Here is a 13,277-nt window from a genome sequence, read left to right on the forward strand (position 1 = left end):
TTAAGTTCTTTATCCGACATAGACACCAACATATCAAACCGTCCGCTAAGAAAATTGCAACAGCGCATATTCTAAAAGCGGACATTTTTACTTTGGAGAAACCGGACATTTCTATTTTGGAGTTACAACTCTCGTTTCGTATAACAGCCATTATGTTAAATGAATGATAATTGACATTTTGTTCATTAATACTGATATGCAACGAATTTTATTATATGTCACCCCTCAATTACAAATATAAATGACTGCTCGTCTAATCATCTCCATTACACAATTAAATGTTAAAATGCATAGCTACTTCATCTAAGATAAAATATATGTATCCAAATCTACAGCACAGCTTCGAAAACAGCGTCATTCTCGTTGTAGAAGATGATTATGATATTGGTGACATTCTTGAAAAATACATAAAAAATGAAAACATGCAGGTCATCCGTGCATTGGATGGACAACAAGCTTTAGAGTGCCTAAAAGCCAACTCTATCGACCTGATTCTCCTTGATATTAAATTACCCAAACTAAATGGCTGGGAAATTCTACAAATCATCCGTCAAACAAGTCATTTACCTGTCATTATGCTGACTGCCTTAGATGATCAAGTGAATAAGATCATGGGGCTAAAAATGGGTGCTGATGACTTTATTATTAAGCCATTTAACCCAAACGAAGTGATTGCACGAATACAAGCCGTACTTAGACGAAGTACAAGCCAAAATATGGAAATAACTAATATTATTCGTTATAGAAATATTGAAATTAATCCAGATCATCATCAAGTTTACATTTCAAATGGTCAAAGAAATCAGTTGCTCAACCTTACGTTAACTGAGTATAAGATACTGTTTTTGATGGCAAAAACACCGAATAAAGTCTTTACACGTAATGAATTGATCCAAAACTGTATGCCTGAAAGTGATGCTTTAGATCGCACTGTAGATAGCCATATCAGCAAATTACGCAAAAAACTTGAAGAAAATGATGTAAATGGCTTATTAATCAATGTCCGTGGCGTGGGGTATCGCTTAGATCAAAATCATGAAATTTAACTTTTTTAAAAATTCTGTTGGAATTAACTTCCAGTTTATTATCATGATGAGCCTATTCAATTTAGGCATTACGCTGTTATCTTTCATGATTGGCTATTTTGTTTATAGCTGGGCGATAAAAATAGGTTTTCTAAATACACAAGTTATTAATTCAAATGAATTTTCAGTTACCTCCGTTGACTTTATCTGGCTGTTTTTAGTGCTATTAACAGGCTTTTTTCTTTCTACTATCCTCGCCTTTAAATATGGAAAACGCTATACACAGCCAATTAGTGATTTAGCAGATGTTATTCAACAAATTCAACAAGGCAATTTAGCACTCAGAATTAAACAGCCACATCATGATATTCCACATGAAATCAAGTCTCTTATTGAGAACTTCAATGAAATGGCAAACCAACTTGAAGTATCAGTTAAGAATTCAACTGTTTGGAATGCTGCAATTGCACATGAATTACGAACACCTGTGACAATATTACAAGGTCGCTTGCAAGGTATTGTCGATGGTATATTTATTGCCGATAAAGCTTTACACCTAAGCTTATTGAACCAAGTCGAAGGCTTATCTTACCTTGTGGAAGATTTACGGACACTGACACTTATTGAAAATAAACAATTACGATTAGAACTAGAAAAGACCAATTTAAAAAATAGTATTGAAAAATGTCTGCAGATGTTTAATGAACGGTTTCATGTTAAAGGTTTAACTATTGTTTTAAATTTGACGGATAAATTGGTTTGCGTTGATATAAGAAGGATGGAACAGGTCTTTATTGCATTGTTCTCTAACTTTCTAAGATATTCGAATGCTGGAAAAATAAATATTACATCTGTAACCACAGCAGAACATTGGGTATTGACGTTTGAAGATGAAGGTCCTGGTATTGATGAATCGCATCTTAAACACCTGTTCAAACCCTTCTATCGACTGGAAGACTCTAGATCATGTCTAGATGGCGGTACTGGATTAGGCTTGGCAGTGATTGATGCAATTATTGAAGCACACCAAGGTCATATTTATTATTCTAAATCCAAAAACTTAGGTGGCAGCTGTTTTACTATTCAACTAAATCGTAAGACATCAACTCATTTATAATGTGTTAAGTTCAGATTAATACGGCTTAATTTAAACCATAAATTTAAGATAAATTGATGTCTGAACTTAACCATTCTGTTTGATGATCCTCAAATAAATTTCATCACAATGAATTCTCATCTCGATATTTAGCTAGCATAAAAAATACCACAATGGAGAGTATCCCGATGATAATCCCTGCTGTTAATAATAAATTAACATGAGCTGAACTGAAGGCAATTTTACCTGCGTTAATCAATGCTGTACCTTGTTCAACGGGTAACTGGCTCGCCACTAAATAGGTATCACCAATCGAAAGTCTGGCTTTTTCTGCTAAAACAGCAGTTAAATCTGACGGCACTTGAAGATGACTGCCAAATATATAGGCCATGAAAACACCAAATAAAGTAATACCTAGTCCTGTACCCAGTTCATAACCTGTACTTTCAAGTGAACCTGCCGCACCGCCCTTTTCTGCAGGTACTGAGCCCATGATCGCAATGGATGAAGCTGTTAAACCAATACTCAGTGTTAATCCAATCGAAGCTAAAATAAAGGGAACGATGATTCCCGGATGATGAAAATCTGAATAACTCAAACTGACCAACGCAATTGCTGCCAATATTAATGACATGGTCGCAACCAGACGGAGTCCAAATTTATTGGATAAAAAACCAGCAATAGGCCCGCCAATAGCGGCCGCAACCATAATCGGAACCATAAAAAGACCGGCTTGCAGCGGTGTTAAACGAATGACATATTGCAGCTCCATTGCCAAAGTTAACTCAACCCCTGCCAAAGCGCCTGCAGCAACCATTGCCATAATAATGCCGGCTAAAATAGCAGGACGTGAAAATAGCGAAAGATCTAGCATCGGCTGAGGAGAATTCAGCTGTTTGCGTACAAATATGGTTAATAAGCCGATAGATAAAACGACCAAAGGCAAGACAATCAACAACGACTGTTTACCGCCTAAGCCTGCTTTTAGTGCATATACAAACGAAATCAAACCGACAATCAGCAATAGCGCTTGACCAAATGCCCAATGTCCAGGGGTTATAGCTTCTTTTCGGGACAATAAGAAATAGCACATTGGTGCGACAACCAGCATGATTGGGACGTTAATCAGGAAAACTGAACCCCACCAGAAATATTCTAACAATCCCCCACCAATGAGCGGTCCAATGGCGGCACCGGCTGATCCGATTGTGCCCCAAATACCCAGCGCAATGGCACGTTCGCGACTGTCTTCGAAGGTTCTGCGAATAATACCCAATACACAGGGCATAATCATGGCACCGCCTAATGCTAATAAAGCACGTGCGGCAATCAGCATAGAAGCCGTTTGGGAAAATGCCGCAAGGACTGAGGCAATTCCAAATATAACCAAGCCAATCAGCAGAATCTTACGATTGCCGACTCGATCAGCCAAAGTTCCCATCGGAACTAAAAGTCCAGCCATAAGTAATGGATAAATATCAATAATCCATAAGACTTGGTTACTTGTGGCACTCAGCGATTGGGTTAATGAGGGAACCGCAACATGCAGTACAGTCATATCAATCACAATCGGCAGAAATGCAAGCACGACAGCGAGCAATATCCACCAGCGTTTCGGATCAAGATTGGTAGCTTTCATGATTAAACCTATATTGATGGTTTATTAAATCAATTCTGAAATAAAGATGTAAATGAAAGATTTGTTGTGGGCTAAACTCGTTAACCCACAGCTTTTATTCTCAGTTTTGATGCTTAATGTGCCGCTTTACGTTTCGAGAATTTCTCAACCATGCTCATGACGACAATAAAGAAAATCGGTACAAAAATAACAGCTAGAATTGTTGCGCTGATCATGCCGCCAAAGACGCCTGTACCAATCGCTTTTTGAGTTTCAGAACTAGCGCCACTGGCAATGACTAAAGGAATAACGCCACAGGTAAATGCCAAAGATGTCATTAGGATTGGACGTAAGCGCAATTTAGCGGCTGCAACGGTTGCCTCCACTAAACCCATTCCTTCTTCTCTTAGTGCTTTTGCAAACTCAACAATCAAAATAGCATTCTTTGCAGATAGACCAATAATCGTGATCATGCCGACCTTAAAGAAAATATCATTTGGCATACCACGTAACATTACTGCTAAAAAGGCGCCAATCAACCCTAGAGGGACAACTAGCATCACAGAGAATGGAATTGACCAGCTTTCATAAAGCGCTGCCAAGACAAGGAAAACGACTAACATCGACAACAGTAATAAAAACAAGGTTTGTGATTCCGACTGTTTTTCTTCTAGAGAAATCCCAGTCCACTCATAACCCACACCTTTCGGAAGTTGTTCAATCAAATTTTCCATCTCAGTCATGGCTTGTCCTGAAGATATACCTGCTGCTGGACTGCCAGAAATACTCAATGATGGACGACCGTTGTAACGATTGTATTGTTGTGGGGAATGTTGCCAAATTGGAGTAATTATTTCAGACATTGAAACCAATTTACCGCTTTGACTGTTCACCTTAATCTGAAGAATATCTTCAATACTCATGCGTGATTTGGCATCAAGTTGCACAATGACTTGCTGCATACGGTCATGATTTGGAAAATCATTGATATACATCGAACCCATTGAGGTTGAAATAATATCGGTCACATCACTGAAATTAACACCTAATGCCTGCAATTTATCTCTATCAATTTTAAGCTGTACAGAACTGCCATCTGGCAAACCTTCAGGATAGACCTCCGCCACGATTTTACTTTGTGCTGCTAATGCTAAAAGCTGATCTTGTGCTTCTCTTAAAGCAGGCATGCCAATATTGCCACGATCTAATAATCTCAGTGAAAAACCAGATGAGTTACCCAATTCATCAATTGCTGGTGGTAACACAGACATGGTTTGACCTTCTGAACTTTCAGCCATCGCTATATTGGCATTATTCACGACTTCTTGTGCCGTAATAGTACGCTCTTCGAATGGCAATAGATTGGTAAAATACATCGCTGTATTCTGACCAGATCCACTAAAACCAAAACCTAAGACCGCCATATTGTCTTTAATCCCCGTTTCTTGGTCTAAATAATTTTGAAACTCAGCAACGACTTTACGGGTACGTTCTTGAGTTGCATCCGCAGGAAGTTGAATCGAAGTCATAAACCACCCCTGATCTTCTTCTGGCATAAACGCAGTCGGAACGTGTTTAAAACTAAAAATCAGCACAATGACAATGCCTAAGAAACATAACATTGCGAGGGTTTTATGTTTAATTACTTTAAATAAACTGCGTTCATAGCGATTGTTCAGCTTCTCAAAACTGCGATCAAACGATGCAAAAACACCCTTTTTCTGATGGTCTTGATCAATCGGTTTTAACATCGTTGCACATAACGCAGGGGTTAATGTCAGTGCAAGGAAAGCTGAGAATAAAATTGAAACCGACATGGTAATGGTGAACTGACGATAGATAATCCCCACTGAGCCTGACGCCAATGCCATCGGCAAGAATACAGCGGCTAACACTAAGGTGATGCCAATAATCGGATTGGTAATTTCCTTCATGGCTTTAGATGTGGCTTCAACTGGAGATAAGCCTTCTGTCGCCATAATGCGTTCAACATTCTCAATGACCACAATCGCATCATCGACAATAATCCCGATCGCAAGCACCATACCGAACATGGTCAGCACATTAATCGAAAAACCAGCAAGCAGCATGACTGAGAATGTGCCAAGCAATGCAATCGGTGCAACAATCGCCGGAATTAAGGTGTATCGAACATTGTGTAAAAAGATAAACATGACAATAAAAACTAATGCCATAGCTTCAAGCAATGTCATGATTACTTTTTCAATCGAGATTTTTACAAAAGGTGCAGTGTCGTAAGGTATAGAGAATTTCATACCATCAGGCAGTGCTGAACCTAACTGTTCAATTTTCGCTTTAACACCTTCTGCAGTCTTGACAGCGTTGGCACCAGGACTCATTTGTATCGCCACAGCTGTAGAGGCTTTGCCATTTTCTAAAATCGCAAAGTTATACATCTGTGCCCCGATTTCGACACGAGCGACATCCGACAGTCGAACATTGGCGCCATTTTGTTGAGCACGTAAACTAATTTTCTTGAATTGCTCTACAGTTTCTAATTGACCTTGAGCAGTTAAAGGAATAGTAATTTGTTGCCCCGTCAAAGCAGGAACATCACCAATACGACCTGGTGATATCGGCAAGTTTTGGTTTTGGATGGCTGTATTCACATCTTGAATACTCAATCCATAAGAAACCAAACGATCTGGATCGACCCAAATCCGCATGGCTTTTTCAGCACCAAAATTTTGGACTTTACCAACACCGTCAACCCGCTTTAATTCTTCAATCACATAGCGAGTCATATAGTCACTGACATCAATTTCACTATATTTGCCATTCGGTGAACTTAAGCCCACCATCATTAAAAAACCAGACGACGCAGCATCGACCATCAGCCCTTGTTGTCGCACTGTTTGAGGTAAGCGTGACTCAATGGCTTTAATTTTGTTTTGCACATCAATTTGTGCAAGTTCTACATCTGTACCTGGTTTAAATGTTGCGGTGATTGTTGCTGTTCCAGAACTATCTGAACTTGAACTGTAATAAAGTAAGTTTTTGACACCTGACATTTCCCGCTCAATCAAGGTCACAACACTATCATTCAATGTTTTTGGCGTAGCACCTGGATAGATTGCCGTAATACTAATCTGTGGTGGCGCAACACTTGGGAATCGTGCAATAGGTAACTTGGGGATGCTTAGTACACCCAACAGAATAATAAATAAAGCAATCACCCATGCAAAAATAGGACGCCTAATGAAAAATTGGGACATTATTGCTGTCCTCCATTTTCCTTAATATTTGTAGGTTGCCACTGCTTAATTTTTAATTTTTGCTCAGGCTGTATACGATCAGCCCCTTCAACAATGACTTTCTCACCTGCTTGTAACCCTTGTTTGATCACATAGTTATTTTGATAACGTTGACCAAGCTGAACAGGCTTGCTTTGCGCTAAACCTTTTTGATTAACAATCGTAACATTGGCTTTACCACTAATATCATGTTGAATCGCTTGTTCTGGAACTAGGAGCGCATTTTCAACTTGAGCTCGGCTCATATTGACTCGAACATACATGCCTGGCAAAAGTTTTTGATTTTCATTATTGGCTAAAATACGGATTGTGACATCACCCGTATCAGGATCAACTTTAGTATCCGAAAATAGGATTTCACCTGTAACGTTATAAGGTTTACCCTGACTATTTAGGATTTCAACCGTATGTTTGGTATTTGACACGTCACCTTGCTGTAAAGCTTCCTGTAGTTTTTCATAATCACTAATTGATTGCTTTACATCAACATAGACTTTATTAATCTGTTGTATTACGGCCATTGCATTAGTATCACCTTGACCAACTAATGCACCCTCAGTCACTAAGATTTCACCAATCGTTCCCGAGATAGGGGCTGTAACAGTCGCATATTTAAGATTAAGTTGTTGTCTGCTTAACATGGCTTGCATTTGCGCCACATCGGCTTTTGCTTTTTGATAATCTGCTTCGGTATTGTTGTATTCCTGCTGACTAACCGCATTTACTTTTACTAATTCAGTGTAGCGTTTTAACAGCACCTGCAAACGTGTCACCTCAGCTTGTGCACGGTTTAAAGTGGCTTGATTGCTTTTTACATCTGCCTGAAATATTTCAGAATTCAATTTAAAAAGCGGTTGACCTGCTTGCACATAAGAGCCTTGCTTAAAAAGTACTTTATCAACAATTCCACCTACTTGCGGGCGAATTTCAGCAATACGGTAAGCGACAACACGGCCTGGAAGATTTTCAATTAAATTCATGGAATGCGGTAATACCGTGATGGTACTGACAACCGCTGGTGGCATTTCTGTTGGGGACTGTTCAGCATCTTTGGCTTGTGTACAGCCGATTAAAAGTACAGTTGTAATAAGTATTGAACCTATTAAATGATAATGTGTTGACATGCTTTTTCAGAGGGGGGGTTTTAGATACTACTATTTTGAAATAGCAGTGTTTATGAATTGCTGATGTTGTGTGGAGATTGTGTGGAGATTGTGTGGAGAGATTAAAAGATTTATTTTTTAATGACACGCTTAAACAGCGTGGCTTGTAAATTAGTATAAATAATTTTGTTGTTCTACAATTTTGATCGTATCTTAGTTTTTTCTCATAGTTCATGAACTTTAAAATTCTAAACCAAGACTAATATTTATATAAGCAATTGAAAATACAATACATAGTTTCTTTATACACTTATGAAGTGAACTTTAGGTGAACATAAGTTAAATAGAAATTTTTAATTAGTTCAGCACAAACGTACAATCTTTAAGGCCTATAACTCGATACCGTTCTCTCTTTGATGTTTATTGCTATCTAATTGAGTGAACTCTGTGGAAATATTTCTTTATACATTAAGCGTTATGTATAGCCCAGGCCCTGTAAATTTTATGGGGCTAAATTCTGGCCTTACAGGTCAATTAAAAAAGACTATAGGATTTTACCTAGGCATTGGTTTCGCCATGTTGATCTTATTCGTATTGTTTGGCTATATAGGTGAAGCTGTTATTCCACATGGATTGATTCATTATATTGCTTTAGCGGGTGCAATTTATACATTCTACTTGGCTATAAAAATGATTAGGGCGAATGTAGAAACAACTCAACAGCAAGAAAGCCATCTAACATTCTTAAATGGCTTATTTATTCAGTTATTAAATCCAAAAGCCATTCTCGTCATTCTACCTGTTACGACAATTATGTACCCTGCAGCCAAAATCACAGGAATCATGATCTTGATAGTTTCTTTACTGATTTCACTTGGTGCTGTTGGCGCACCATTCACCTATGCTCTGGTTGGAAAAGTATTAGGCAACAAAATTGCTAATCCTATCTGGTTTAATCGGCTAAATAAGCTGATGGGTATACTCTTGATTTTATCAGGGCTTTTTATGTTCAAAGATTTTCTTAATGGAATAAATCTGCTGTAGGACAAATTAGCCGTTCAAATCGAACGGCTATCTTTTAATATTTATCATTTTCCATTGAGTGGGAGTTAAACCAAATGTTTTTATAAAATGTCTGGTCATATGACTCTGATCAAAAAAGCCTGCATTTAAAGCAGCATTAACAATAGACTCCCCTTGAGCAAGGTAGAACTTAACTGTTTCTAAGCGACGCATGATCATATAACGGTGTGGGCTAGTTCCAAATAATAATCGGAAATCACGAGAAAGGCTCCAGCGGTCACGATCAGCATGTTTCTCTAAATCTGACAAACTTAAGTTTTCATGTGGATACGCCAAAATACACTCACGCGCTCTCTCTGCTGCCTTGTAGTCAAATTTTTTGTTTTGGTTAGATGAAGTATCTGAAATTTCACACAGTGTAGTTGCCAAATCAAATAGAGCATCTTCCTCTTCTAGGGTATCCATATAATTATTTATATTATTTAGAAAGCTATCCATTGCCCTAAACAGGCGAATATCATTACTTAAGCCATGTCTGATAAAAGGCAAAGGTTTACCCTTTAAAATGGTTTGGATCATCGCTGGTTCGATGTAAATCATTCTATAGCGATAGCCATCTAATGTTCCTGATTCACCATCATGCTTTTCATCCGGGTGTAGAACCATAGTCATGCCTGGCAAGCTATGTTGCAATGTACCTTTGTAATGAAAGTTTTGAACTCCGGAAAGAGTCCTGCCAATAGCATAAGTATCATGTCGGTGAGGTTTATAAGCATAATTGGAAAGAAATGCTTCAATTCTTTCTAATTTATGATTTTGAGTGGGGGATCTCACAATCCAATTATTTCCACTGGAGAAATCAGGCATAATTGATGGCCAATTTTTCGTAGATTCTATTGTAGATTATTTTTCACTTTTCCTAAAATTAACATAATACACGTTATACGAAGTTGAAATGAAAAATGGAGCTTAAAGCTCCCTTTTTTACTAGTTTTTTTTAAATTGCTAAGCGTAAATTCAGTGCTTTTACGACTTTAATAACAGTATCAAAGCTTGGATTTACATCGCCAGAAAGTGCTTTATAAAGACTTTCTCGACCTAAACCAGTGTCTCTTGATAATTGAGCCATTCCTTTAGCTTTAGCAATATTACCTAAAGCTTTTGCAATGAATGCCGCATCACCATTAGATTCATCGATACAGGCTTGTAGGTAAGCTTGCATATCTTCTTCTGTTTTAAGATGTTCAGCACTGTCCCATTTGCGAAGTTTGATAGCCATTTACAGCTCCTCCTCTAAATCTTGTGCTAATTGTAGGGCAAGTTTTATATCTTTACTTTGCGTAGACTTGTCTCCGCCTGCTAAAAGAATAACGACCCTTTGCCCTTGCTTACAGTAATAGATCCTGTAGCCAGGTCCAAAGAAGAAACGTAATTCAGAAACACCTTCACCTACTGGTTCAGTATCTCCAAAGTTTCCATCTTCAACCCGATCAATTCGGACTTGTATACGTCTTTTTGCCTGCAGGTCTTTTAACTTAGTAAACCAGTCATCAAAGACTTCAGTGGTATATATTGAGTACATAAGAGTAATGTATCCTATAGGATACATTCATGCAAGAAATAAACTTGAATGTATGGGGCTACAACAGAATTTCGTATAACCACCATTATGTTAAATAGATAGCAGTTGGGAGATTATTTATTCTTTCAATAGACAAAAACTTGCGGAATTTTTCTTAATTTGTAATCCTTGCGGCCAAGGGTGTCTAGCGTAGCTAAGACAGGTATTCGTTATAGTCGGGCCGCTATAATACGGATGACGAGTGCCTGTATGTTTAACCTAAATATCTTTAACAAGATCTCTAGCGAAGTATTGACCATCAAAAATGATCTTGAGCTGAATTCTGAAAATCAACTGATAACTAAGTATAAGACTTCTACTTCTGAAGATTATAAACAGGCTATTGTTTTGATTTTTAAAGAACGTGGCTATACACGTTTGGAAATAGGTCAATTACTTGGGGAGCCAAAAGCTTCATAAAATACCGATTAAACAAAGCTTGGATATAACATCCAGGCTTTATAAAAAAGTACCTAGCTGTTACCCTTGTCCTGATTTTTTTACTCTAAAACGTTCTTTCATCTTATGACACTTACGCCACCTTAAGTTTATTTATCGTCTTAAATCTGTAAATAACTCATCACTGTCTAGTGATGTGGTGTAGTCGTTTGTGTGTTGTATATATCACATCACTAGCCTATCTGAAAAATTAAAAAACAGGCTATGTTTATGTTATCTAATGTCCGAGAACAGTGGTTCTCTAACATCCGTGGGGATGTACTTGCCGGATTAGTCGTCGGTCTTGCACTCATCCCTGAAGCCATCGCATTTTCAATTATTGCAGGTGTAGATCCTAAAGTTGGTCTATACGCATCCTTCTGTATTGCCGTCGTGATTTCTTTCGTAGGTGGTCGTCCTGCCATGATTTCAGCAGCCACTGGTGCAATGGCGCTGCTTATGGTCACATTGGTCAAAGAGCATGGGCTTGAATATCTGCTGGCAGCAACAATTTTGACAGGCGTGATTCAAATATTGGCAGGCTATTTAAAGCTCGCCAAGTTAATGCGGTTTGTATCTAAATCTGTGGTTATTGGATTCGTAAATGCGTTAGCGATCTTAATTTTCATGGCTCAATTGCCTGAACTGATTAATGTGACCTGGCATGTATATGCTTTTGTTGCTTTAGGTTTAGCAATTATTTATCTATTCCCTCTGGTTCCCAAATTAGGAAAATTACTCCCTTCTCCACTAGTCTGCATCATTGCAATCACATTATTGGCAATCGCTTTAGGAATTGATGTACGGACCGTGGGCGATATGGGGTCTTTACCTGACACACTTCCAATGTTCTTGATTCCAGATATTCCTTTGAATATTGAAACATTGATGATTATTTTGCCTTATTCAGTCGCACTGGCGGCTGTAGGTTTACTTGAATCGATGATGACAGCAACTATCGTGGATGAAATGACTGATACGCCAAGTGATAAATATCAGGAATGTAAGGGACAAGGGATTGCGAATATTGCTTCTGGCTTTATGGGTGGCATGGCCGGTTGTGCAATGATTGGTCAATCTATGATTAACGTAAAATCAGGTGGCCTTACACGCTTATCAACATTCTCTGCGGGCATTTTTCTTCTTATTCTGGTTGTATTTATCAGCGACTGGCTCAAAGTGATTCCAATGGCTGCATTGGTAGCGGTAATGATAATGGTCTCTATCAGTACCTTTGAATGGAGTTCTGTCACTCAGTTAAAAGATAATCCTAAGAGTAGTAATATCGTCATGATTGCGACGGTGATTGTAGTTGTTGCTACGCATAACCTGGCTTTGGGTGTGTTAACAGGCGTATTACTTTCAGCCTTGTTCCTGGCGAATAAACTTGAAAATGATATCCAGGTGACAGCATCTTTTGAAGGAATGGCCCGTTTATATGAGTTGAGAGGTCAGATCTTCTTTAGTTCTTCTGAAAAATTCATGCAAGGTTTTGACTTTAAAGAGGATGTAAAGGAGGTGATTATTGATTTGACCCATTCTCACATTTGGGATGTAACATCAGTCGCCATGCTTGATTCTGTTGTAAATAAATTTCAAAAGAATGGTGCGAATGTCACAGTACGTGGTCTAAATGAAGCCAGTTCGATCATGATTGATAAGTATGGGACACATGCCAGAATTTAAGTTTTAAAAATTCTATATTTATATAGAATTTCTAAAATTAACATAATACACCTTATACGAATCTAAAAATGGGAGCCTTTAGCGTAAGCGTCCGCTGAACTCCATGCCTATTTTTTAATTCGGTTCAGGTTTCCAGCGGTGTGGTAGCAATTCTTCAATCTGAGTCACTTTATGTGTCGGCAGCCTTTTCAGCACATCACTTAAATAGGCATAGGGATCCAGCCCATTCAGCTTTGCTGACTGGATTAATGTCATAATATTGGCTGCTCGCTGACCGCTGCGCAGCGAACCTGCAAATAACCAGTTCTTACGTCCCAACGCCCAGGGGCGCATCTGGTTGTCGGGTAGTCAGACGCAGTTACCTACGTCCAACCCCCTAAGAACCGTGCATG

The 13,277-nt window shown here is 38.5% G+C and carries 11 protein-coding genes and 1 pseudogene; 5 read left to right on the forward strand and 7 right to left on the reverse strand.

Features of this window, described 5'->3' with window-relative positions; genetic code table 11:
- Window positions 1-317: 317 nt before the first annotated feature.
- Window positions 318-1,046 (forward strand): efflux system response regulator transcription factor AdeR, encoded by a 729-nt coding sequence (adeR, locus tag FTU50_RS07285; protein ID WP_032073130.1) that lies wholly within the window; start codon window positions 318-320, stop codon window positions 1,044-1,046.
- The gene (gene adeS, locus FTU50_RS07290) at window positions 1,036-2,142 is read left to right on the forward strand and encodes a two-component sensor histidine kinase AdeS (RefSeq protein WP_032073131.1); all 1,107 of its coding nucleotides are present in this window, start codon (window positions 1,036-1,038) and stop codon (window positions 2,140-2,142) included. The genes adeR and adeS overlap by 11 nt, the downstream gene beginning before the upstream one ends.
- A 103-nt stretch (window positions 2,143-2,245) precedes the next feature.
- Here adeS and FTU50_RS07295 read toward each other — a convergent pair whose 3' ends face one another.
- The 3 genes from FTU50_RS07295 to FTU50_RS07305 form a co-directional block, all read right to left on the reverse strand.
- Window positions 2,246-3,760 carry an MFS transporter gene (locus FTU50_RS07295; protein WP_032073148.1) on the reverse strand — a complete coding sequence of 505 codons (1,515 nt, stop codon included), beginning with the start codon at window positions 3,758-3,760 and terminating at the stop codon, window positions 2,246-2,248.
- 113 nt (window positions 3,761-3,873) lie between these two features.
- On the reverse strand, window positions 3,874-6,978 hold the full coding sequence (locus FTU50_RS07300) for a multidrug efflux RND transporter permease subunit (RefSeq protein ID WP_270915313.1): 3,105 nt from the start codon (window positions 6,976-6,978) through the stop codon (window positions 3,874-3,876).
- Complete coding sequence (locus FTU50_RS07305) at window positions 6,975-8,138, reverse strand: efflux RND transporter periplasmic adaptor subunit (protein WP_032073150.1); 1,164 nt, start codon at window positions 8,136-8,138, stop codon at window positions 6,975-6,977. The genes FTU50_RS07300 and FTU50_RS07305 overlap by 4 nt, the downstream gene beginning before the upstream one ends.
- Window positions 8,139-8,564: 426 nt before the next feature.
- Here FTU50_RS07305 and FTU50_RS07310 point away from each other — a divergent pair, with 426 nt between their 5' ends.
- Entirely contained in the window at window positions 8,565-9,161 is a 597-nt protein-coding gene (locus FTU50_RS07310) for a LysE family translocator (protein ID WP_074163998.1), read from the forward strand.
- Window positions 9,162-9,188: 27 nt separating this feature from the next.
- Here FTU50_RS07310 and FTU50_RS07315 read toward each other — a convergent pair whose 3' ends face one another.
- The 3 genes from FTU50_RS07315 to FTU50_RS07325 all read right to left on the reverse strand — a co-directional run bounded on the left by FTU50_RS07315 (window position 9,189) and on the right by FTU50_RS07325 (window position 10,722).
- Window positions 9,189-10,007 (reverse strand): AraC family transcriptional regulator, encoded by an 819-nt coding sequence (locus FTU50_RS07315; protein WP_032073151.1) that lies wholly within the window; start codon window positions 10,005-10,007, stop codon window positions 9,189-9,191.
- Window positions 10,008-10,137: 130 nt separating this feature from the next.
- A complete protein-coding gene (locus FTU50_RS07320) occupies window positions 10,138-10,419 on the reverse strand; it encodes an addiction module antidote protein (protein WP_000985610.1) in 282 nt (93 codons plus the stop codon).
- Entirely contained in the window at window positions 10,420-10,722 is a 303-nt protein-coding gene (locus FTU50_RS07325) for a type II toxin-antitoxin system RelE/ParE family toxin (RefSeq protein ID WP_154320144.1), read from the reverse strand.
- Between the two features lie 249 nt (window positions 10,723-10,971).
- Between FTU50_RS07325 and FTU50_RS07330 the strand changes: the two genes are divergently transcribed.
- Both FTU50_RS07330 and FTU50_RS07335 read left to right on the forward strand, forming a co-directional pair.
- The gene (locus tag FTU50_RS07330) at window positions 10,972-11,181 is read left to right on the forward strand and encodes a hypothetical protein (protein WP_004976362.1); all 210 of its coding nucleotides are present in this window, start codon (window positions 10,972-10,974) and stop codon (window positions 11,179-11,181) included.
- A 249-nt stretch (window positions 11,182-11,430) separates the two neighbouring features.
- The gene (locus FTU50_RS07335) at window positions 11,431-12,885 is read left to right on the forward strand and encodes a SulP family inorganic anion transporter (RefSeq protein WP_026438532.1); all 1,455 of its coding nucleotides are present in this window, start codon (window positions 11,431-11,433) and stop codon (window positions 12,883-12,885) included.
- Between the two features lie 114 nt (window positions 12,886-12,999).
- Here the strand turns inward: FTU50_RS07335 and FTU50_RS07340 are convergent.
- A pseudogene (locus tag FTU50_RS07340) lies at window positions 13,000-13,227 on the reverse strand (transposase domain-containing protein); the annotation flags it as partial.
- Between the last annotated feature and the right edge of the window lie 50 nt (window positions 13,228-13,277).

It is taken from the genome of Acinetobacter sp. YH12112 (assembly GCF_013418945.1).
GTDB lineage: Bacteria > Pseudomonadota > Gammaproteobacteria > Pseudomonadales > Moraxellaceae > Acinetobacter > Acinetobacter indicus.